This is a genomic window from Vibrio sp. SCSIO 43132, from assembly GCF_019904195.1.
GTDB lineage: Bacteria > Pseudomonadota > Gammaproteobacteria > Enterobacterales > Vibrionaceae > Vibrio > Vibrio nigripulchritudo.
In genome coordinates, this window is the sequence record NZ_CP063200.1 from 124,245 (window position 1) to 147,257 (window position 23,013).

The window sequence follows — 23,013 nt, forward strand, 5'->3', positions numbered from 1 at the left end:
TTTATCCTAACAACATATTGATTCGTTTCAGCCCTGCCACCAAAGCGTCAATGTCTTCACGGGTGGTATAGAGGGCAATAGAAGCACGACAAACTGCCGATTGATCCAACGAGCTAATCAGGGGCATCGCGCAGTGGTGCCCTGTGCGAACCGCAATGCCGTATCGGTCCAGAAACGTCCCAACGTCATACGCATGGTGTTCGCCAAGATTGAATGGTATTACGCCAGCTCGATGGCTTGGTTTGCCATAAACCTCAATATTATCAATAGTTGAGAGTTGAGTCAGTGCATAATCCATCAACTGGTTCTCATATTGAGCAATCGCGTCCAGACCGGCTTCTTGTACGTAATCAATCGCAGCACCCAGTCCAAGAATTCCAGCAATGTTTGGTGTGCCGGCTTCGAATTTCCACGGCGCTTGGTTGAATGTAGTGCCGGTCGGCAAGCAGACCTTGTCGATCATAGCGCCGCCACCTTCCCAAGGGCTCATGGCATCCAGAAGAGACTTCTTACCATACAGAACACCAATCCCTGTTGGGCCGTACAGTTTGTGAGCGGAGAACACGTAAAAATCGCAGTTCAGCGATTTCACATCCACCGTTTCGTGCATCACCGCCTGAGCACCATCCAGCAACACAGGAATACCGCGTTCATTCGCCAGTTGAGTCACGGATTCAATCGGAGTGCGAGCACCCAGTACGTTGGAGATGTGAGCCACCGCCACAAGTACCGTGTTTTCAGACAACAGAGGTTCTAGCGCTTGAATGTCCAGTTCGCCATTTTCGTCGGCTTCCCAGACTTTCACGGTCAGGTTGAACTGCTCCGCCAGCATCTGCCAGGGCACGATGTTAGCGTGATGCTCCAGATTAGAGATCACGATTTCGCTTGGCTTGTCGCCTCGTTCTTGAAGCAGCGGACGCAGGTAACCGTTGGCAACCAGGTTTATGGCTTCCGTGGTGCCTTTGGTAAATACGATTTCATCACGAGTGTCTGCACCCAGAAAGGTGCAAACTTTGTCACGTACCTGCTCCATGTTATCGGTTGCCGCAGCACTTAGCTGGTGAACCCCGCGATGCACCGAAGCGTATTCATCGCGGTAGAAGCTTGTCATGCGGTCGATAACGCTGGTCGGAGTCTGAGCACTGGCAGCTGAATCAAGATACACCAATGGTTTACCGTCGATTTCCTGATTTAGTGTCGGGAAGTCTTTGCGCCATGGGTTGGTATCTTGGTTTATTTCAGTGCTCATTACAGGTCCAGTTTTTGTTCAATACGACGAATGATGTGTTTGCGAACTTCTTCATGTTCAATGGCATCAGTCAGCTCACCTGCAAATGCAAAGGTGATCATTTTTTCTGCCTTAGCTTTCGGAATACCACGAGCCTGCAGGTAGAAAACCTGATTCTGGTCTATTTGACCCGTTGTGGCACCGTGGCTGCATTTTACGTCATCGGCGTAAATTTCCAACTGGGGTTTACTGTTAACCTGTGCTTTTTCGCTCAACAGAAGGTTATGGTTGTCCATTTGACCGTCTGTCTTGATGGCACCTTTGTCAACGTAAATCATGCCGTTGAATACGCCCACACCATTGTCTTTGCCGATCACTTTGTGTGTTTGATGGCTATTGCAGTGTGCGGATTTATGACGAAGGAAAGTACGAGTATCAAACACCTGATCCTGTTTCGGCAGGTTCAGACTGTTCATTTCGATCTCGCCACCTTCGGCTTTCAGTACGCTACTGGTGTTGTGTCGGATCAGCTTGCCTTCCAGAAGGAACGTATGGCTGGTCGCGCGGCTGTCACGGTATAGCGTGATGTCGTTGTGACCGAAATGATGCTGAAGAGAACCTTCTTCGATCAATTTGATGTGTTCAAAGCTTGCAGCGTCACTCACGTTCGCAGTCAGACGCGCACAAGTCACACCACCACCTTGGTTGAGAGACACATGGTGCTCGTAGATGTGGCACTCAGCAAGACGACTCAATTCTACATGGTGGCGGTAGCTCACCAGTTCACCGTCCCCACCAGAATTCAGGTGGAAAAGATAAATAGGCTTATCCAATTGCGTGTTGTTCGCGATGTGGATATAAATTCCAGCAGTCGCTGTAGCGTCCGTCAGAGCGGAGAACGCCTCTTGGCTGATAGTATGCGCCAGTTGCTGCTGTTGAACGTCGTCCAGCGCGTTCAGCTCGGTTACCGTGGTGTTTGGAATGTCATCAGACAGCTCTGGATTGAACTTTCCATCAAAAAACACCAGACGATAGCAATCAAAGCTCATGCTGATGCTTTCGAATGAAATGCTGTCGATGTTGTTTTTTCTGGGCTCGCGGTAATCGAGGCTTAGAAATCCATCCAGTGGCGTGTATTTCCAATCTTCGTGCTTAGCCGTTGGGATTCCCCAAAGAGCCAAAGATTGCCAGCTGTTTTCCTGCCAGCTTGAATGGCCAGCCAGAGAGCGCAGACGCGTCAGTGCGACGTCTCTACTCTTCTCCGATAATCCAACCATAACCTTTGTCCTCTAACTCTTTCGCCAACGTGTGATCGCCCGATTTCACGATCTTGCCTTTGTACAGTACGTGTACAAAATCAGGCTTAATGTAATCCAGAATACGCTGGTAGTGCGTAACTACGATGAATGAACGGTTGCCATCACGAAGAGCATTCACACCGTCAGACACCGCTTTCAGAGCATCGATATCCAGACCTGAATCCGTTTCATCTAGAATGCAAAGTTCCGGCTCCAGAACTGCCATTTGCAGAATGTCGTTACGTTTTTTCTCACCACCAGAGAAACCTTCGTTCACAGAACGATTCAGCAGATCAACGGGCATTTTCAAAAGGTCTGCTTTTTCTTCAAGCAGGTCTTCAAAATCGAAGCGATCCAGTTCTGGCTCGCCGCGGTACTCGCGAATGCCATTCAGCGCGGTTTTCAGAAACAGCTTGTTGCTTACGCCCGGAATTTCTACCGGGTACTGGAATGCTAGGAATACACCTTCGCCCGCTCTTTCATCAGGATCTAGTTCAACAAGGTCTTTGCCTTTGAACAGAACTTCACCGTCGGTCACTTCGTAGTCTTCTTTACCCGCAAGCGTGGCAGAAAGCGTACTTTTTCCTGAACCGTTTGGTCCCATAATGGCGTGAACTTCGCCCGGTTTGATGGAAAGGTTAATACCGTTAAGGATTTGGTTGTCCTCAACACTGGCTTTTAAATCTTTAATTTCTAGCATACTGGGTTAGCCCACGCTGTGTTCTAAACTGATGGAAAGGAGTTTTTGCGCTTCAATCGCAAATTCGAGTGGCAGCTCTGAGAATACGTCTTTACAGAATCCGTTAACAATCATTGAGATAGCATCGTCTTCGCTGATGCCTCGCTGCACACAATAGAAGAGCTGATCTTCACCGATTCGGGAAGTGGTCGCTTCGTGCTCTACCTGAGCTGTAGAGTTTTTCACTTCTACGTACGGGAAAGTGTGCGCGCCACAGTCTGCACCAATCAACATGGAGTCACACTGTGTAAAGTTACGGGCACCTTCGGCACTTGGGAGAACTTTCACTAAGCCACGGTAGCTGTTTTCACTCTTACCTGCTGAGATACCTTTGGAGATGATGGTCGACTTGGTGTTTTTACCGATGTGAATCATCTTGGTACCTGTGTCGGCTTTCTGGTCGCCATTCGTCAGAGCAACCGAGAAGAACTCACCGACAGAGTTATCGCCTTTGAGGATTACACTTGGGTATTTCCAGGTAATCGCAGAGCCTGTTTCAGACTGCGTCCAAGACATTTTGCTGTTTGCACCTTCACAAACGGCACGCTTGGTTACAAAATTCAGGATACCGCCTTTAGATCCTTCTACGCCCGAGAACCAGTTCTGTACTGTTGAGTACTTCACTTCAGCATCTTTGTGAACAATCACTTCAACCACAGCAGCGTGAAGCTGGTAGGTGTCACGCACAGGAGCAGAGCACCCTTCAATATAGCTGACAAACGCACCTTCATCAGCAACCAGAATCGTACGCTCAAACTGACCCGTTTTTGCCTGGTTGATTCGGAAGTAAGTCGATAGTTCGCGCGGACAACGTACGCCCGGAGGCACGTAAACAAATGAACCGTCAGACGCCACTGCGGCATTAAGCGCAGCAAAGAAATTGTCTTTTGGTGGAACCACAGTGCCCAGGTACTTACGTACCAAGTCTGGGTATTCATGAATGGCTTCGCTGAATGAGCAGAAGATAATGCCTTGCTCTTTCAGTTCATCACGATAGGTCGTTGTAACAGAAACCGAGTCGAAAATCGCATCAACCGCGACTTCCGCACCTTCACGAACAGGCACACCCAGTTGGTCAAACGCGTCTTCCACTTCTTTGGTCAGGAATTCATTAGAGCCGTCAGACTCCAGGTCATTGCCTTCACATTTACCGCAACTTGGCGCGGAGTAGTAACTGTAGCCTTGGTAATCCAGAGACGGGTATTCCGCTTTGAGCCAGTGTGGCTCTTCCATCTCTTTCCATAACCGATAAGCTTCAAGCCGGAATTCAAGCATCCATTCCGGTTCATTTCTCTTGGCAGAAATCGCACGTACGACGTCTTCGTTAATGCCTTTTTCTAAGGTGTCGTTGTCAAGCTGGGTGTAGAACCCTTCTTTGTATCCTTCCTTATTCATTGCCTCTTGGACTTCAGGCTGAATTTCAATTGCAGTCATTTGCTAAATACCAAAGCTCTCACCGCAGCCACACTCGGCTTTGACGTTAGGATTTTTATAGGTAAAGGTCTGATTAAGCCCTTCGCGGACATAGTCCACTTCGGTGCCATCAAGGAATGGCATCGCAGAAAGGGCGACGTAGATTGTTGCGCCATTGGATTCGAAAGACAGATCGCCTTCCTCTGGAGCTTCGATTTGATCAAGGACGTAAGCATAACCTGTACAACCCGACGCTTTAACAGACAAATGAATTGCCTTTCCGTCCGTCGAAAGTTGCAGGATTCGCTTAGCCGCAGCGGGAGTAAGAGTGATACCTTGCCATTGCGCGTCCTCTAGCGAGAACTCCATGGTTCCTTCGGTATGAGATGCCATAACCACACCTTATAGTAGTAAAGATGGAGCACATGATAATGATTATCAATTGCAGATCAACCATAAGTCCAAAGTGGTTAAACAGGAAGTGTTACAGAATGAAGATTTTTTGGCTAGGGGTGCACTTTAGCACCACCGAACGCATCTGCCAAATAATTTATAATTTCAACATGATGCGTAAGGGTATTGTTACCTTCCAGAATGAGTACAGGTAGCCACTGATTGTTCTCACCTATTAATTCAATTACTTCATTCCTGGGCTTGGGAAATGCTATTCTGCGAACGTCCGTGTGCTGCTCCCAGTGAGGATTTGCCTGAAGTGCCCCCTCAATCATAGCGCAGTGCGAGCAGACCCAGCTTTGCCCTTCATCCATAAATGGCATTTTCAGTACAAACAAAATCGGCTTCATTCATTATTTCCCTGTTGACTCTGAACACCTAGTATATTTTGTGCAGGAATTGGCTTTCCAAGCAAGTAACCTTGAAAATAGTCCACCCCCCACTCTTTCATGATCGCGAGTTGTTCCTGCGTCTCTATTCCCTCAGCGATGGTCGTGATGTTTCTGGATTGACAGTAATCAAGCACTTCCCATATCTGTGACCGAGTAGACACAAAATTCTGAACCATCGCTTTGTCGATTTTCACGATGTTCACATCATGCCGACGTACTCGCGCCATGTCACACCCCATAGAGCCAAAATCGTCCAGCGCGACACGAATATCGACTTCTTTCAAATTAGCGATGCCCTGTGCCATTAACGACATCTCGGTATTGTTGTCTTCCATGATTTCGTAAACGACGTTTTCCTTGGGTACACCAAGAGCCTGTAAGCGTATCAACAGTTGCTCAATCGCACCCGGAGAATTACCCAACGTGTTGAAAACACAGGGTGGAGCGTTAATAAAAATGGACTGTTCGGGCAGATAAAAACGAGAGAAATTCTGAAAATGAATTTTTCCTGTTATCAGAAAAAAAAGCATCAGCTTTTTCAAATCGCCACGTATGGGTTTCAGGTAGTCGTCGGGGGACACCACATCCCCATTTTGATCGGTAATACGAACCAGACCTTCATAGGCATGTATGTTGTTTTGTCTGTCAAAAATGGGTTGATAAACACCTTTGAAGGTAATGCCATCAAACGAAGAGTAAGACCACCCCTGCTCATCGGTGAAAATAATGTCCTGAACCGGATCTTCCTGAGTGTTGTACACCACTTTCATATTAAGCCTTTATTATTTTTGTAGCTCAACTTACGTTGTTCATGTTTTTTCGAATAGCCAACAGCAAAGCAATCGATTTCTCTCCTCCAGCTATACCCTTAATGGCTTTTCAGAACAACCAGTTAGGTTAAACGAACTCATATATACATTTAGAACGTCTTTTCATTCTTTCGTATTCGGTTCATTACATAAAAATTTCGAGTGATACCAGATTTTGATACTCAAGATTTGCAGGCAGTTCCAGAGAGAAAATTAGTGGCATTTTTTACTGATTACACCGACGAGTCTCACTTTCACAGTGAGATTGGCTAAATTACTTTGATTTTTAGAAATTTATACCCAGAAATCTCTCACTCTTAAGCAACCAATATTTGGAACAAAGGTAGCACTGTCATATTTCTGTAATCACTGGCTAAACTTGGAAAAATGGCTGAATTTTTTCGCCATTTTAGCCGCGTTCAGCAAAAAACACGGTGTTCGAACCATTACTCAGTTTATACACATCAAGTCTCATATTTAATAACTTCATTGTTCACAAAACCGAATGCGATTTAATAACCGTAAAAACGTATAGGTATCAAGTAGCGATAACCTCAGAAAAACATTAAATAATCGCACTTAAAAAATACCCTCTCCTCCATCCAGTTGGCATCAAGATTAACTTGCTGTTATTCGGTCATATGTGCCGTAAGAGGATGCGATGAAACTAAAAGATAAAGCCAGATTAGCCAGAACACCCGGACACATCGTTGGTGTGCGTGAAGGCACCTTTGTGTGGTTTTACAATGAATCTTTATTTGCGTGGCAACAATGGGTAAAGCGTTACCCTTCATTACCAACACTTCGCGTTTCTGCCTGCAAAGTGAAAGCACTAAATAATGCCTGGATGTTTACCGGTGTTGTGCCTTTCAAAACACTGGAAAATGCAGGTCTCGAATTCGACAAAAAAGGACGTGTTTTCATTAAGTTCGAAGCGGACTGGCGACACTGGGAAGACTGGAAACACAAAAGTAAACCTAAGAGGGCTTCTACAGTGAAGATTAGTGACTAGTTGGTTGGCACCTTTCGCAGGTGCCTGTTTAACGTAAAAGTCATGTAATTTGCGACCGAGATATTAAAACGCAACAAAAACATACCCTTACAACAAAAAGCAGAGCAATAATGAGCGCTAATCTCATTCCAACCTGATCATTTTATGTACTTCATTCGTCTCGCTATCACTCTTTTATTGATCGCCTTTCCACTTAGCTCTGCCGCGAACAAAGAAACTTCATATTCGTTGCAGCTCGAACTTGATTCCATCTCTCAACCATACATCCAGAAAATCGAGCAGGCTGATGGATACCGTTCAACTTTACTTGCCTACACCACCTACCACGAATTTCTTCAAGGAGAGATTTCTGATACCTATGAAAAGCTGCAAAGCAAATTAACAGATTCACAAAGAATCGAATTGTCATCCTCACAACAATTGTGGGGACAATATTTAAAGAGCAACTACGATTTGATCCAAGATGTCTGGACAAAACAAGATTTTGGAACGACCTCAGCACATGACCTTGGACAATTAAAGTCGACGATATTGTTGCAACGCTTGAAAATCTTAAAGCACTATTTGTATTCCCTTTAAAACACCCACTTTAAAAATCGCAACAACAAACCGTCACATTGCAGCTGTTATTAACGAGAAAAGAGCATAACCATCTTTTCTCGTTAGCTGTGACATACATTCTTTGTAAAACTCAATTCGTTGCATAAAAAAATAGAACCACTTTTGTAAGTCACAGTTTTTTAACATTGCTTAAATAGCAATTGGTTCAATAGCTTCTACCATCTTTCCTTAATAATTTTATTGGTTAGTTGCTTAGAACAAAAAACATGAACCCTCAGCGTTTCAACTTTGTGTTGCTCCATCTTATCGTTTCGATTTCTGCTCTGGTGAACCTGTTCACCGGGCTTCGCATTCATCTTGTCTCGAATCGCTCCCTTTACTGGTTATCGCCACTGCTCCCTGAAGGGCAAATGCACGATCTTCATTACCTGAGTGGAGTGATCTTATTTGCCGCTGTATTTGGGTATGTGGTGTATCTTGCATTGCGGAAAAAACGGGCAACCAAACCCGCTTCTTCCTACCACTTGTGGGTTCAGTATTTTGGTTATGGGGTGACAACCTCGGCGTTAATAACTGGCGGACTTTACTGGTGGCAATCTGATTGGTTGAACCTACAGGCATGGCACTTTTGGTCAGCGATTGGCATGTTGGTTTTTCTGATATTGCATAGCCTGGTTTATATCATTCAGTATGGTGCGTCTGTTTTAAAACTTGTTCTCCCCTTTCGCACTCTCAAGCAGGCAAGGCTCTCTTTTACTCTGTTACTGACACTGACAACCGCCGGAGCTGGCTGGGCATTTATGACCACCAGCAGCCAGATGCCACTGCAAGTCCACCGCCTTAGCTCCGAGACCTTAATTGAAATCAACGGTAAGCCCGACGAGGTGTTCTGGAGCGACATTCCCTACGTTTCGGTAAAAACCACAGGTGGTGCCAATTTCGAAAATGGCGCAACCACTGTGTCCATCAAAGCCGCCGCAAACGAGTATGAAACTTACTTTCTGTTTCGCTGGAAAGACGAAACTAAGAGCCTCGCTCACCTTCCATTATTTAAGCAAGATGGAAAATGGGTTGTTCGCCAGAACGGTTTTCATGAGTTTGACGAAACCGTCTATTACGAAGATAAGTTTGCGGTGATGATTTCCAGCACATGTGGATTCGGGGCAGACGGAACTGCCTACCTTGGAAGAAAGCCCATTAAAGGAAAACCTGAAAACTGGCATGGCAAGGGTTATCACGCGAGCATAGACAATATGATTCGCGACCTGTGGCACTGGAAGGCAGTCAGAACCAACGACATGTTTCAGGCAGACGATAATTTCTTTGGTGCACCCAGCAACACTCAGTTTGGTCAACGTAGATATACCGCCGGATATTTACCTGATGGCAAAGACAGTGGCGGATACAAGATGAACTGGAAGTGGTATTCCCCCAACCAAATCACGCCAAAGCGATTACCCAAAGCTGAGTCAGACATCACCAAGCCTCTGGCCTGGTTTGGCAGCCAGCCTTACAAATCAAGCCTAGACACTTACTCGGAAGGCACAGAGCTTCCTTCCGTCTTATACCGTTCCAACCAGTTTGAAGGCGACAGAGCCAATGTACGAGCTCGCGGGATATGGAAAGACGGTTACTGGACTCTGGAAGTGTCCCGTCAGCACAACACCGGCTCTCAGCATGACGTGGCGCTGGAAAATGGCACCTGCATCTGGGTATCGGCATTTGACCACTCTCAGGTCGCTCACACGCGCCACCATCGACCTTTTCAGCTGGAGTATCTGTAAATGAAGACTCGTCTGTTTTTCACTCTGCTTATGATCTGTGCTGCCGGGTTTTACAGTTACTTCGCTGTTAATGCACTGCCCGTTCAGCTCGATCATCCCCGATACGTGAAGATCACAAAAGCTGGAGACGCCCTCAAACCATGGCAAGGGCCATGGGCATGTGTAGCCGATACCGATCAAGACCTGTTATGGGAAGTCAAAACGGATGATGAATCCATCCACGATGCTGACTGGACCTATTCCTGGTACAACGGCGAACTTGGAGATGCCAACAAAGGGGACTGCTTTTATCAGAATGGACGTTGTGACACGGATGCCTTGATTACTCGCACCAACAAGGCGGGCTTGTGTGGTATTCACCACTGGCGCTTACCGACAGAGCAAGAGCTTATCGCGTTACTCGAATACAACGATCGCCCTCATCAGGCACAAATCGCAACGGACTTTTTCCCTCGTATTAAGAACAGCGACTACTGGACACAAAACGCACAACAATCGCTGGAACGCCATTTCCGACACCTAAAGCATGGAGCGCTAGCGGTGAATTTATTTGAAGGCAAAGCACAGCCTTTGCCTTATCGCAATGCTGCCTTTGTGGTGCTGGTCGCTGACTGGCACCGCGAGGGGCATACCTCGCAGATGACATTATCGTCAATCACTTCAAGAAATAATGAATAATAAAGGACTATCAAAATGAATTACCTCAGAACGAGTATTCTGATTGGTCTTTCTGCCATGGCTTGTCAAAGCTTCGCAGGTAGCCAATATCACCGTTTGGTGTGGGATGCTTCGCCTTCTTCCAAAGCGACGGTTGGGTTCACCCCCACATCCAGTGCAAACCATCATGTGAAATATGGCTTCACAACCGATGAACAGCAGTGGAAAAAAGCCAATGTCACCTTTAGCCACACGTTTGGTGGCTCACTGAAAAACAGTTTTGTGCAGCTTAGCAGTTTGCCGGCCAATTCCCCTGTTTACTATAGTGTGTGTGACGATGCGGGCTGTGGCGACCGTTTGTGGTTTAGAACTGCGCCAACAGACAATTCACCTTTTGTTGCGATTGCTGGCGGCGATACCCGAACAGGTTGGACAAATCGCCGTGCGGGGAACAAGCTGGTTGCGAAAATCCGCCCGCTTTTCATTATGCATGGCGGCGATTACACCAACCAAAACTCAGTCTCAGAAATGTCTGAATACCTGAAAGACTGGCAGCTGACGTTCTCTAATGACCTGATTGACGGCGTTAGCTACAAGCGTATTTATCCATTTGTGCCGACCCACGGCAACCATGAAGACGACAACTACAGCACCGTCTGTCAGGTGTTTGGGGTCGACTTCGATGGCAACAAAACCTGTAACCCTAAAGACACCTACGGAGCGTTTAACGTTTCGCCTCTGATGCGTGTTTATACCCTGAACAGTCAGTTTAAAGACAGCGGCTGGTCGAGCTACGCCACTGCGATGAATAACTGGTTAAGCCAGGATCTTTCGGCAAGTGCGTCTTCGGCAAAATGGCGAGTCGCGCAATACCACAAACCAATGTATCCGCACTATTCAGGCAAACGTGACAATACCATTCTCGTTACCTGGTGGGCGAACTTGTTCTACCAACACAAAATGAATCTGGTGGTGGAATCGGATACGCATATCAACAAAATAACCGAAGCGCTGAAACCGTCTGGTTCAAACTTCACCGCTACGACATCCGGCGGTACTGTCTATGTGGGTGAAGGAAGCTGGGGTGCGCCAGCCAGAAGCGCTAACGACCCGAAAAGCTGGACCATCGATCTGGCCAGCATTCAGCAATTCAAGGTGCTAAGCGTTAGCCCAGATAAACTTGAAGTACGTACTGCCCAGTTTGGCTCTGGCGCAGAGACACTGAGCCGCGATCAACGTAACGCAAACCCATTGGCACTACCAAGCGGGGTTAACTGGTGGTCGGCGTCTCAAATAGGTGATGTGCTTAAGCTGACTCAGGCATCTAACAAGCTGTCTGTGATCGATAAAGGCACCACAACACCCGACCCTGATCCAAACCCACCTACGGGCAGCAAGCTAAAAAATGGAGTTCCGGTCACTGGTATTTCTGGCTCTAAAGACCAGACTATTACCTACACTCTGGACGTACCTGCGGGTGCAACCAATCTGAATATCGCGACCAGCGGCGGTTCAGGCGATGTCGATCTGTACGTGAAATTCGGCTCGAAACCTACCTCAACAAGCCACGACTGCCGCCCGTACAAGAGTGGAAATAGTGAGTCATGCCCATTTGCTTCCCCGAAAGCGGGCACTTACTACATTAATCTCACGGGATACAGTTCGTTCTCTGGAGTAACACTGACTGCGAGCTTCACCACAGGTGGCTCAGGTGGAGGTGGTGGCAGTTGCAATACCGCTGGTATCAACGAATACCCAAACTGGCCACAGAAGGATTGGGCGGGAAACCCTAGTCATGCTGGCACTGGCGACAAGATGGTCTATCAGGGCAAGATTTATCAAGCCAAATACTGGACAGACTCGATTCCAGGCAGCGATGGCAGTTGGGAACTCGTCTGCGGTCAGTAAGTTTACAGTGTAAATATTCTGAACAAATAAAGGGCATCCGTTGATGCCCTTTTAATCTGTATCAACTTTCATCGTGCTGTATTGGCAGAAAAGATAACCTGGAATCTCATACCCCTGTTCAAGACACTCATCAAGAGATGGAACAAAAAGTTCATCGTAAGGATCGAACGCTATTTGGTACGTTGCAAAGCCTCGTTCTTTAAACTTGGAAAGAAGCTTTTCATAAAAATGCTTCTCTTGACTACTAGAAGAAAACTTAGCGGCATGGAACCCTGAACCTTTCCAGTAAAGCATATTTGCAGTGCCAGCATCACATTTGGGATGATCCAAAAATGCGTTTAAAACATCAAAATTACCATCGTCCCAATTGTAGTTTGCGGCTGCGTAATGAATCTCTTCTTTTGAAGCCAAACCCTCTACCGTTATAGCCTCACCCACCTCAATTCCAAATTGGTCGGTCACGTACTTTAAAATTTCTAGTTCTTCACCTTTTTCAATCAGAATCTCTTCAAGTTTCTTTTTCGTCGGTATACAGCCACATTCAAAACAAACAGACGCTCGATATTTTTCTTCTTTAGAAAGACGCTTTGCCATTCGAACTCACTCTCAATCAAATAGGTATATTTCGATTATGCACTTGGTGGAGAGAATTGGTGGGAAATCAAAAATTATTCTTATTAATTAGACACATAATAATGAGAGAAAAACAAAGTAGTATCTTTCAACCAAAAACTAATATCCCTCAACATCACGCGCACTTCTACTGCCTTCAACTTTACTTGCACTCATGTCGTTATAGACTTTTCCCCTCGTAATTTGGCAAATCAGTTAACTTAATGAGAACAATAATGAAAAGATTCATCGCACTCTCAGCAGCACTGCTTTCTACTTCAGTATATGCAGGAGGTTGGACGTCATTCGCAACACCAACCCGAGTCGATATTGAACGTGGAAATGGCTTTATGGTTTACGGTAACTTTGGAAATCCAGGCAACTGCACGATACAAAACCGTTTTTACGTTCAAAAAACGCACCCTCAATATAAAGAAGTCTATTCCATGGTTTTAGCGGCATTCACTTCAGGGAAAAGAGTACAAGTGTATATACATGCTTGTAATCCTGTCGGATGGTACTCTGTATCCAGTACCACCTACAACACCATGACGCCTTCAGGTGCGATAAACATTTCCAATTAATGAAAACAAGAGATTAAACCAATGAAGTTTTTTATCGCTTTGACTATAGCCGTGTGTTCATTTGCCACACATGCATCGCAGCAAACAACACTCGACCCTCAAACATTGATTAGAGTAGCTTCAGGTTGGAGTGGCGAAGGCATGTATCTTTTTACGCATGAAGGCTATAAATACCCAGGCTGTAACCAATCGAAATTTGTGATCAAGAAACATCACCCACTCTTCTCAGAGCTCGTATCAATGTCACTTTCTGCATATCATGCCAAAAGCAAGGTCGCACTTAGAGTTGACGGATGCGATGGAAACCCAGACCACTCAGTCAATATCGTGGCATTAGATCTGGTTGATTAAGCAAAGCAGATCCCTAACTAGATTTTTTGAAAACCGAACGGTCAATGGCGAGACGTTCGGTTTCTTTGTGTTTTTAAAAATGATGTATTGAATATTTGTCACCATATACCACGCATTTCTTGTCTCTCATTCACTTGGCAACTAGGTTTAACATATACAACAAACTTAATAAGTTGGAGTTTATGGACGAACCCAAAAACAGCTTTAAAGCTTATGGATGCCAGCGATGTGCGAATGCAAGTGACCTTGGTTTTGAACTCACGATGGCTTTTCAACCTATTGTCAGTACCCAGTCCCAAACCATATTTGGATACGAAGCATTGGTGAGGGGGACCAAAAACGAGTCCGCAATTTCCGTCATGTCTCAGGTCACTGAAGAGAAAAAATACGCCTTCGATCAACAATGTAGAGTAAAAGCCATTTCAATGGCTGCGAAGCTAGGCATGACATCGATATTAAGCATCAACTTTCTTCCAAATGCCATATACAGCCCAGAGCGCTGCATTAGCACGACTTTACAAGCCGCCAAAGCATTTAATTTTCCTATTCAGAACATCATGTTTGAATTTACTGAAGTGGAAAGAATGGACGATTTTGAGCACACGAAAAACATCATCAGTCACTACAATAAGCTCGGATTTAAAACTGCTGTGGACGACTTTGGCTCAGGATTTTCAGGTTTAAACAGGCTGGCAAACTTCAAAACGAACATCGTAAAAATAGATATGGATTTGATTAGAAACATCCATCAAGACAAAGTCCGTCAAGTAATCATTAGACGCTGCTTGCAAATGTTTGAGGATTTGGGAGTTACTCCCCTTGTAGAAGGCATTGAAACCCTTGGGGAATACCAGTGGCTACGGGCTCAGGGCGTTGATCTAATGCAGGGATACTTATTTGCGAAACCGGGGTTTGAAAGCTTACCGGATGTGAATTTTTCATCTTTATCAGAATTTGAATAACATCATAATTTACATTGTAAATCTGCTAGATAGCTAAACGACCATTTGGCAGATAACCTGCAACAACTAAAGCAAATGATATTGCTTCGTTTTGTTTTTAAAGAAACTTAAGCGTTCGCAGATAAAGATAACTTAGCCCGTGAAATAATAGATTTAACCCCATGAAGTTCCTTTATCTAAGTATTCAAGCCATCCTTTTTGAACTATTGATTCTGTGGTGTTTATTACACCGCTCACTCCAAGTGAATTATCTTTTTTTCGCGTAGGATGACCGCATCAAGTGGCATTGCCGCAATACCAAATCAAAAGAGAGCGTTCTTAGCACTTACAACGAAACTGAGTGGCAATTATTCTTAACGATATATACCCGTGATCATTGAAGGTGCTTGATTTTCTTCGAATAGAGGATCATGCTAGCAGCTATGAAAATTACTCTGACCAATCAACAGAAGCAAGAACTCAAAAAACAACATAGCACGACTCGTGATGGACGAGTTCGTGACCGTATAAAAGCAGTTATCCACGCGAGTAATGGTTGGAGTCCCGAGGAAATTGCTGATGCACTTCTTATTCATGAATCCACTGTTCGACAACATATCAAAGATTACCTGCAATCGAACAAGCTCAAGCCTGAAAATGGTGGAAGCCAAAGTAAGCTTTCTGCTACTCAAACAATGAACCTAATCGAGCATTTGACTGAGAAAACCTATTCTCACACACATCAAATTGTCGCCTACGTTAAAGAGGCATTTGGGCTTGATTACACGGTTTCGGGTATGAACAAATGGCTTCACCACAATGGTTTTAGCTACAAGCAACCGAAAGGCGTTCCACACAAGTTTGATGAAGCAAAGCAGCTTGCATTCATAGAGGCTTATGAAGCGCTAAAGGCAAGATGTGGCAAGAGTGAATCAATAGTCTTTATCGATGCCGTTCACCCAACACTATCCACAAAAATATCTCATGGCTGGATACGAGCTGGTCAGGATAAAGTGATTGAAACAACGGGTAATCGTAGCCGATTGAACATGATTGGTGCACTGAACCTTTCGGATATTGGGGCAACCATTGTCCACGATTATGAGCGCATTAACAGTGAATCGATTGTTCGTTTTTTCTGTCAGTTAAGAGAGAGCTATCCGTTAACCCATAAGCTTCATATCATCTTAGATGGTGCGGGATATCACCGAAGTGACTTAGTCAAAGATGCGGCGTTTGTCTTGAATATTGAACTGCATTATCTTCCGCCTTACAGTCCAAACCTCAACCCAATAGAGCGGCTATGGAAAGTGATGAATGAGAAGTCGAGGAACAACGTTTACTTCAAACGAAAACGGGACTTCAAGGCGGCGATAGACCAATTTTTTGCAGTGACTCTTCCAGAGATCGCAGGCTCTTTGGCATCTCGAATTAATGACAATTTTCAGGTTCTCAAGCCTGCATCTTCAAGTTGATTCGGTATATCATCAAAGTGCCTTATTTATTCTTCAAATAGCCCCACCATCAATAGTATCGCTCCTATTGACCGTGCAGGGTCTGAATACGGCTCTTAATTTCCAATATAATGGTCTGTAAATTATTATCCTCAATTCTTTCTTTAAGAAGGTATATGCCGATCGTCGAAAGTGGATGTTTTTCTTCAATATCCAAAGGTTTAATATTGTACATTGCAAGATAATTTGACATAGAGCTGGGGTAAGCGAACAATGCGTCGGTTCTAGTCAACCAATCAATCGCAACCATAAGCGAATTTGTCCCGTAAGTGGTAGAACTTTGAAAAAAAGGATCTATTTCAATATCAAAAACCTCTAGACCTTTTAAGTAGCTATACGGCCTATCGCTGAGCCCTATATTAACTTTAGGGTAGTCTTCCAAATCATTGCGGCTCACAGTGCCTTTGGAAAGTGGGTGATACTTTCGCGCAAACACAGAATCTGACTGAACAAATAGAGGTAAAAAATGAACCTGACCAGAACGAGTTAACCCTTCAATCTCGTGTCCAAGGAATATATCGACTTCCTCACTGAGCAACTTGTCCATCAGCAGAAGTTGGCTGCCAATTTCAACATGAATATTGGCTGTGGGATAACGGATGGAATAGGATTCAACCAGATCGTTGACAAACAAAATCCACCATGCATCACCTGTTCCCAGCCTTATTTCGTTCCGGTGATGCTGATTCATATTGTCTAACGTCGCAATCATCCTTTCGTGGATTCTCTTCATTGATTGGGCTTTCTCGTAAACCACTTCACCATACTCAGTTAAAGTAACTCCTCTCGATGTCCGATTGAAAATCTTACATCCCAGTTCGAGCTCCAGTTTTTTCATGTTATGCGTCAAAGTCGGTTGACTAATACACAATTTTTTTGCTGCAACCGTCACAGAACCTTGCGTCGCGACTTCAAGAAATTGAGTCATAAACTTATGCATAACTTCTCCACATTACTAGATATAGATTTTATCTATATTTCCTCTGTTAAAAATGAATTTCAAAATAACACAACACACAGATAACATATTTACATCATATTGGTAAGTTTTTGATAAACAGAAAAGTGACAGGGAGTCCATATGATCAAAAGTAAACCAGCTTGGCTAATGGCCACAATCGCATTAGCGTCATTTCATATCTCAGCACAAACCGTTAAGTTTGAGTGTAAATCTTCAGGGACGAGTAAACCCTACTGTAACTACATAAAAGAACGATTCGAGTCCGAAACCAACCATACACTTAAATTTATGGAACTCCCCAGTTCCTCTACTGAAAAATTAGGAATTCTCCAGCAATCCTTCGCTGCTAAAAGCTCTGACTTTGTCGATGTCCTTCGAATTGATGTGATTTGGTCTGGAATATTAGACCCCCATCTAATGGATATAACTGAACATTTTTCCGATAAAAGAAGTAGTTTCTTTACTGGTGCATGGGACAACAACATCGTAAATGGCAAATTGAAAGCTCTGCCATCTTCTCTAGATGCTGGTTTGTTGTTTTATCGTAAGGATTTGCTTGCCAGATACAATCAACCCCTCCCAAAAACCTGGCAAGAGATGGCGAGTATTGCAAAATATATCCAAACCGAAGAGCGAAAAGCTGGGGCAACCGACTTTTGGGGACTGGTCTTCCAGGGTAAAGCCTATGAGGGATTGACCTGTGACGCCATTGAGTGGGTATCTTCAAACGGGGGAGGTGCCATTGTCGATAAAAAAGGCAATATCACCATCAACAACCCAAAAGCGGCGCAAGCGCTCGACATGGCGGCAAGCTGGATTGGCGATATATCTCCAAAAGGTGTTTTGGCTTATCAGGAAGAGGAGTCTCGAGCAGTATTTCAAAATGGTGATGCTCTGTTTATGAGAAACTGGCCATATGCTTACGTATTGGGACAAGCGGATAAAAGCCCTGTTAAAGGTAAAATTGGAATAATGCCCTTACCAAATGGCGACAGTGGTCATGGTGCGGCGGCTCTGGGTGGCTGGCAATGGGCAGTGAACAATTACTCTAAAAATAAAGAGGCGTCTCTTCAGCTTCTGGAGATTCTGATCAGCCCAGAAGCACAAAAAATGCAATTCATGTTCGAAGGATTAAGCCCAAGCCTCACAGCACTATACGACGACCCTGAAATTTTGAATGCAGCTCCTCACATGAAAGAGTTTGGAGCAATTTTTGCTGATGCCGTGGCACGCCCCTCTTCTCAAACCAAATTGCAATACGCAAAAGTTTCAAGAGCCTTCTTCAATGCTGCATTTCGCACACTTAGCGGTGAGGTTGATGGAGCAACAGCGATAGTGGACTTAGAAAAACGTTTGAAGCGAATTAAAGGTCGCAAGTGGAAGTGATCTTCGCGTCACAGTGAGAGGCAACGTTTTGCTCGTTGCCCACTTTCTATTCCTGAACGCTGACAAGAGAGAATTATTGAATGAGAACTTTCACAATCGCTGGGGTATCGTCCACTAACTCCCGCCAAAGAAAAAAAAGCTTGCAGCAACGCCGCGCTCGGGTCGCTTTGTGGCTGGTAGCACCAGCACTAACCCTACTGTTTGCCGTTGCGGGCTGGCCTTTGATAAGAACTATTTTATATAGTTTTACTGACGCCATTCTAAGTACCCCCGAACATTACGACTGGGTGGGTTTTGACAATTATTACCTTGTATTTGAGGGAAATTCTTATGGGGTTTTAACAGATCCGCTCTGGTGGCAAGCCGTTGGTAATACACTTTGGTTTACAGGATGGTCAGTTTCATTAGAGCTGGTTTTCGGGTTGCTATTTGCTCTCCTGATGAACCAAAAATTTCGTGGGAGAGGGTTCCTAAGAGCAGCAATATTAGTGCCCTGGGCCATACCGACTATTGTCAGTGCCAAAATGTGGGGATGGATGTTCCACGATCAATATGGCGTTGTGAATTCCATTCTCAATGGTCTCGGGATCACAGAGGAAAAACTCGCATGGATAGCGGAACCCAGTTTATCAATGTGGGCGGTAGTAATGGCTGATGTCTGGAAAACCGTCCCATTTATGGCGCTAATGATCCTAGCTGCGCTACAGACTGTTCCAGCTGACCTCTACGAAGCCGCAAAAATTGACGGTGCTAATGCGTGGAAGCGATTTTGGCGCATAACATTACCTTTGATCATGCCAGCCATTTTAGTCGCAACAATATTTCGAATGATGGATGCACTAAGAATCTTTGATTTGATTTATGTATTGACTTCTAACAGTGACTCCACAGTTTCCATCTCTGGATACGCTCGCGACCAATTGATTGAATATCAGGAGATGGGGATGGGATCAGCCGCATCGGTTTTAGTATTTGTGCTCATCGCAAGTATTGCTATTTCGTTCCTATATGTCAGCCGAATATATAAACTTGGAGATGACAAATGAAGCTTACAAATCACTATCATCAAATACTGCTCTACAGCGCCGTATTGCTGGTGACACTTTTCTGTGTTTTCCCTTTTTACAACACTATATTAACGTCATTCCGAACTGGCAATGACTTGTTTCAGGTAAATTTTTTACCCACAACATTCCACTGGAGAAACTACTTGGATGCTCTATTGATAGACGGAGTAGCCAGAAGTTTACTTAATTCAACGATTGTAGCCACCCTGTCGGTTGGGATGAGCCTACTAGTGGCAACCCTAGCCTCTTTTGCACTCGCACGCATTCGATTTCGAGGCAAACAAGGCATTCTATTAACCATTTTATGTGTGTCAATGTTTCCTCAGGTTTCGGTTTTGACTGGTATGTTTGAATTGGTTCGCTTTTTTGGTTTATACGACTCCTTAGGGGCACTCGTCATCTCATACATAACCTTTTCTCTGCCTTTCACAATATGGGTGCTAACGACATTTATCCGTACCTTGCCTGCTGAACTAGAAGAAGCCGCCATTGTCGACGGTGCAAACACTTGGATCATCATTACACGAGTTTTCGCGCCCCTGTTAGCCCCAGCTCTTGTGACAACAGGGCTACTTGCATTCATTGGTGCTTGGAACGAGTTTATGTTCGCTCTTACTTTTACAATATCACCAGAAAACCGCACTGTACCTGTTGCAATTGGGCTCATGGAAGGGTCATCAAGGTACGATTTGCCCTGGGGAAAAATCATGGCGGGATCCGTTATCGTTACACTTCCCATTATCGCACTGGTACTTGCATTTCAAAAACGCGTAGTCAGTGGATTAACCAACGGTGCCGTTAAAGGCTAACAAGAGGTACTTATGTCTGAATTACGTTTAGAAGGCATCAACAAAACTTATGGAAACCACAGTGAAGTCATACCAAAAATTGATTTGGATGTTTCCAGTGGTGAGTTCGTCGTCGTCGTTGGTCCATCAGGATGTGGTAAATCAACTCTTCTCCGGATGATTGCCGGATTAGAAGAGATAACCAAAGGCAGCATGTACATAAATAATAAGTTTGTTAACGATGATACGCCTTCAGAGCGTGGGATTGGTATGGTTTTCCAATCTTACGCTTTGTATCCACATATGACCGTAAGGCAAAACATTTCATTTTCGCTCGAGTTAGCCAAACTCAGCAAACCTGAAATAGAGCTCCGAGTCGATAAATCTGCCAAGATTTTACAACTGGAAGAGTTGCTCGAGCGAAAGCCTAGAGATCTATCCGGAGGACAACGCCAGAGAGTTGCGATCGGGCGAGCCATCGCTAAAGAGCCAACTCTATTTCTATTCGATGAACCATTATCCAATTTGGATGCAGGGCTTCGTGTTCAAATGAGAATGGAGATCGCCAGCCTCCACCAACGGCTGAATTCCACTGTTATTTACGTAACCCACGATCAGGTTGAAGCAATGACCCTTGCCGAGCGCATCGTGGTCCTAAACAAGGGCACCATTGAACAAGTAGGCACACCTCTTGAGCTGTATGATTTACCTAAAAACAAGTTTGTTGCTCAGTTTATCGGCTCACCCAAAATGAATATTTGCAATGCTAACGTTATATCGACTTCATCAGAAGGATGCACGATTCGCACGCTGGGTAATGAAAAGTTAACACTCCCGATAAAGGTCAACAAAGAAATAAATGACTTTGTTCAATTAGGAATTCGTCCAGAACATTTAATCGCTACAGCAGCAAATAATGAAGATGGAGCACTAGTGTTATTTGTTGAGCAAATGGGAAATGAAAGCTACCTGTATGTGCAAGTTGGCGAAAAGGAACCATGGATCATACGTCGCAGCAAGCGAAGTAATTTGGTCGCTGGCGACTATATCAGACTCAATTTACCTCCAGAGCATTGTTATCTTTTCGACAAACAAGGGAACACACTTCCACCAATTTTAAAACCCAGCAGTAATTATTCATTCAATATTTGAGGATCAAAGCATGTCACGAAATATCGTATTAATAGGAGCAGGTAGTATCCAATTTGGTTGCGAAGCGTTAGGTGATATTTTTCAAAGTACCATTTTGCATGGCAGCCATATTGTACTGCATGATATTAATGAAAAAGCACTAGCAAGTACGCATGCAAAAGCAGAACAGTTTATACAAAAACACGACCTTAATTTTACAGTAAGCTCTACGCTGAACCGAAGAGAGGCATTAACACAAGCCGATTTCGTCATTTCATCGATAGAGGTCGGCGATAGATTTGCTTTGTGGGATATGGACTGGTCAATACCACAACAGTATGGAATACGCCAAGTCTATGGTGAAAATGGAGGTCCCGGCGGTTTATTCCACTCACTCCGTATCATTCCACCAATTCTTGATATTTGCAGTGATGTTATGGACATCTGTCCGGATGCATGGGTATTTAACTTCAGCAATCCAATGAGCAGAATCTGTACAACAGTTTATAGAAAATTTCCGGCAATTAAGTTTATCGGTCTATGCCATGAAATTGCCTCACTGAAACGCCACCTCCCTGAAATACTTGGAGTCGACTACGATAAACTAAAAGTTAGAGCAGCAGGACTAAACCATTTCAGTGTAATGCTAGAAGCTGTTTACAAAGAGACAGGGAAAGACGCCTACCCAGATGTAAGAGCCAATTCAGAAAAATATTTTAGAAGCTGTCCAGGGTACAGTGATCTATACCAAAACTTCAAAAATACGGGTGAAGTAGTGCAAACGGAGAGTTCTAGCCCCTATGATTATCCCGATGACATGGTGGCATCTCGTCCCTGGAGCGACCACACCCTGTTTAAGGAAGTATTGGATAAATTCGACTATTTTCCTATTACAACAGACAGCCATTTTGGCGAGTATATTCAATGGGCACATCAGGTTTCAGATCATCGCGGAATAAAAGATTTTTACGACTTTTATCGAGCAGCCCTTGGAAAAGGTCCTTGTGAGATAGAATTGATCGAAAAAGAGCGTGTAGTGTCTATTATTGAGGGAATCTTGACTAATAGCGGTTATGAGGAAGCTGCGGTCAATGTTCCAAATACAGGTCAACTTATTCGCAATTTGCCAGAATGGATGTGCGTCGAAGTACCTGCACTAGTCAATAGTGAAGGGCTGCAAGGTATAGCAGTAGATATGCCCCCGGGAATTGGTGGGCTGCTTACAAACCAAATCGCCGTCCACGATCTGACTGCGCAAGCGGTGCTAGAACAATCTCGTGAGCTGGTGATTCAAGCCTTGCTAGTTGATCCTGTAGTGGATCAATGTAGTCGTATTCCTGAGATGGTTGATGCTTTCATTGAACGCCAGTCACCATGGCTGGATTACTTAAAATAGAGGCGAGTCAGTTTCTATCGATCTAAGC

General features: G+C 44.6%; 23 protein-coding genes. 14 read left to right on the top strand and 9 right to left on the bottom strand.

Annotated features, from left to right (window positions below):
• Position 1: 1 nt before the first annotated feature.
• The 7 genes from INR79_RS18685 to INR79_RS18715 form a co-directional block, all read right to left on the bottom strand.
• Positions 2–1,249: a cysteine desulfurase gene (locus tag INR79_RS18685; protein WP_200768082.1), complete on the bottom strand. Its 1,248-nt coding sequence runs from the start codon at positions 1,247–1,249 to the stop codon at positions 2–4.
• Entirely contained in the window at positions 1,249–2,505 is a 1,257-nt protein-coding gene (sufD, locus tag INR79_RS18690; protein WP_223098616.1) for a Fe-S cluster assembly protein SufD, read from the bottom strand. The genes INR79_RS18685 and sufD overlap by 1 nt, the downstream gene beginning before the upstream one ends.
• A complete protein-coding gene (gene sufC / locus INR79_RS18695) occupies positions 2,480–3,226 on the bottom strand; it encodes a Fe-S cluster assembly ATPase SufC (RefSeq protein ID WP_004404112.1) in 747 nt (248 codons plus the stop codon). The genes sufD and sufC overlap by 26 nt, the downstream gene beginning before the upstream one ends.
• A 6-nt stretch (positions 3,227–3,232) precedes the next feature.
• Positions 3,233–4,699 carry a Fe-S cluster assembly protein SufB gene (sufB, locus tag INR79_RS18700; RefSeq protein ID WP_004404111.1) on the bottom strand — a complete coding sequence of 489 codons (1,467 nt, stop codon included), beginning with the start codon at positions 4,697–4,699 and terminating at the stop codon, positions 3,233–3,235.
• A gap of 3 nt (positions 4,700–4,702) precedes the next feature.
• Positions 4,703–5,071 carry an iron-sulfur cluster assembly accessory protein gene (locus INR79_RS18705; RefSeq protein WP_004404109.1) on the bottom strand — a complete coding sequence of 123 codons (369 nt, stop codon included), beginning with the start codon at positions 5,069–5,071 and terminating at the stop codon, positions 4,703–4,705.
• Between the two features lie 113 nt (positions 5,072–5,184).
• Positions 5,185–5,481 (bottom strand): DUF3088 family protein, encoded by a 297-nt coding sequence (locus tag INR79_RS18710; protein WP_223098619.1) that lies wholly within the window; start codon positions 5,479–5,481, stop codon positions 5,185–5,187.
• Positions 5,478–6,293, bottom strand: a complete 816-nt coding sequence (locus tag INR79_RS18715; RefSeq protein WP_223098621.1) for an EAL domain-containing protein — start codon at positions 6,291–6,293, stop codon at positions 5,478–5,480. The genes INR79_RS18710 and INR79_RS18715 overlap by 4 nt, the downstream gene beginning before the upstream one ends.
• A gap of 700 nt (positions 6,294–6,993) precedes the next feature.
• On the opposite strand from INR79_RS18715, the gene INR79_RS18720 reads away from it, so the two are divergent.
• The 5 genes from INR79_RS18720 to INR79_RS18740 all read left to right on the top strand — a co-directional run bounded on the left by INR79_RS18720 (position 6,994) and on the right by INR79_RS18740 (position 12,254).
• Positions 6,994–7,344, top strand: coding sequence for a hypothetical protein (locus INR79_RS18720; RefSeq protein ID WP_004404106.1), 351 nt, complete (start codon positions 6,994–6,996; stop codon positions 7,342–7,344).
• Between the two features lie 144 nt (positions 7,345–7,488).
• Positions 7,489–7,923, top strand: a complete 435-nt coding sequence (locus INR79_RS18725) for a hypothetical protein (protein WP_223098623.1) — start codon at positions 7,489–7,491, stop codon at positions 7,921–7,923.
• Between the two features lie 248 nt (positions 7,924–8,171).
• A complete protein-coding gene (locus INR79_RS18730; protein WP_223098626.1) occupies positions 8,172–9,689 on the top strand; it encodes an ethylbenzene dehydrogenase-related protein in 1,518 nt (505 codons plus the stop codon).
• The gene (locus INR79_RS18735; protein WP_223098629.1) at positions 9,690–10,367 is read left to right on the top strand and encodes a DUF1566 domain-containing protein; all 678 of its coding nucleotides are present in this window, start codon (positions 9,690–9,692) and stop codon (positions 10,365–10,367) included.
• Between the two features lie 15 nt (positions 10,368–10,382).
• Positions 10,383–12,254 carry a cellulose-binding domain-containing protein gene (locus INR79_RS18740; protein WP_223098647.1) on the top strand — a complete coding sequence of 624 codons (1,872 nt, stop codon included), beginning with the start codon at positions 10,383–10,385 and terminating at the stop codon, positions 12,252–12,254.
• Between the two features lie 51 nt (positions 12,255–12,305).
• Here the strand turns inward: INR79_RS18740 and INR79_RS18745 are convergent, their stop codons facing one another.
• Positions 12,306–12,848 carry a DUF4274 domain-containing protein gene (locus INR79_RS18745; RefSeq protein ID WP_223098649.1) on the bottom strand — a complete coding sequence of 181 codons (543 nt, stop codon included), beginning with the start codon at positions 12,846–12,848 and terminating at the stop codon, positions 12,306–12,308.
• A 254-nt stretch (positions 12,849–13,102) separates the two neighbouring features.
• Between INR79_RS18745 and INR79_RS18750 the strand changes: the two genes are divergently transcribed.
• The 4 genes from INR79_RS18750 to INR79_RS18765 all read left to right on the top strand — a co-directional run bounded on the left by INR79_RS18750 (position 13,103) and on the right by INR79_RS18765 (position 16,217).
• Positions 13,103–13,450, top strand: a complete 348-nt coding sequence (locus INR79_RS18750; RefSeq protein WP_022562187.1) for a hypothetical protein — start codon at positions 13,103–13,105, stop codon at positions 13,448–13,450.
• Positions 13,451–13,471: 21 nt separating this feature from the next.
• Positions 13,472–13,801 carry a hypothetical protein gene (locus tag INR79_RS18755; RefSeq protein ID WP_223098651.1) on the top strand — a complete coding sequence of 110 codons (330 nt, stop codon included), beginning with the start codon at positions 13,472–13,474 and terminating at the stop codon, positions 13,799–13,801.
• Positions 13,802–13,983: 182 nt separating this feature from the next.
• Positions 13,984–14,763, top strand: coding sequence for an EAL domain-containing protein (locus INR79_RS18760; RefSeq protein ID WP_262415439.1), 780 nt, complete (start codon positions 13,984–13,986; stop codon positions 14,761–14,763).
• A gap of 422 nt (positions 14,764–15,185) precedes the next feature.
• A complete protein-coding gene (locus tag INR79_RS18765; protein WP_223100227.1) occupies positions 15,186–16,217 on the top strand; it encodes an IS630 family transposase in 1,032 nt (343 codons plus the stop codon).
• A gap of 64 nt (positions 16,218–16,281) precedes the next feature.
• On the opposite strand, the gene INR79_RS18770 is transcribed toward INR79_RS18765, so the two are convergent.
• A complete protein-coding gene (locus tag INR79_RS18770; protein WP_223098653.1) occupies positions 16,282–17,196 on the bottom strand; it encodes a LysR family transcriptional regulator in 915 nt (304 codons plus the stop codon).
• A gap of 141 nt (positions 17,197–17,337) precedes the next feature.
• Here INR79_RS18770 and INR79_RS18775 point away from each other — a divergent pair, with 141 nt between their 5' ends.
• The 5 genes from INR79_RS18775 to INR79_RS18795 all read left to right on the top strand — a co-directional run bounded on the left by INR79_RS18775 (position 17,338) and on the right by INR79_RS18795 (position 22,985).
• Complete coding sequence (locus tag INR79_RS18775) at positions 17,338–18,603, top strand: ABC transporter substrate-binding protein (RefSeq protein WP_223098655.1); 1,266 nt, start codon at positions 17,338–17,340, stop codon at positions 18,601–18,603.
• Between the two features lie 80 nt (positions 18,604–18,683).
• Positions 18,684–19,649 carry a carbohydrate ABC transporter permease gene (locus INR79_RS18780; protein ID WP_223098657.1) on the top strand — a complete coding sequence of 322 codons (966 nt, stop codon included), beginning with the start codon at positions 18,684–18,686 and terminating at the stop codon, positions 19,647–19,649.
• Complete coding sequence (locus tag INR79_RS18785; protein WP_223098659.1) at positions 19,646–20,479, top strand: carbohydrate ABC transporter permease; 834 nt, start codon at positions 19,646–19,648, stop codon at positions 20,477–20,479. The genes INR79_RS18780 and INR79_RS18785 overlap by 4 nt, the downstream gene beginning before the upstream one ends.
• A gap of 12 nt (positions 20,480–20,491) precedes the next feature.
• The gene (locus INR79_RS18790; RefSeq protein ID WP_223098661.1) at positions 20,492–21,610 is read left to right on the top strand and encodes an ABC transporter ATP-binding protein; all 1,119 of its coding nucleotides are present in this window, start codon (positions 20,492–20,494) and stop codon (positions 21,608–21,610) included.
• 10 nt (positions 21,611–21,620) lie between these two features.
• Positions 21,621–22,985 (top strand): hypothetical protein, encoded by a 1,365-nt coding sequence (locus tag INR79_RS18795; RefSeq protein WP_223098665.1) that lies wholly within the window; start codon positions 21,621–21,623, stop codon positions 22,983–22,985.
• Positions 22,986–23,013: the final 28 nt, after the last annotated feature.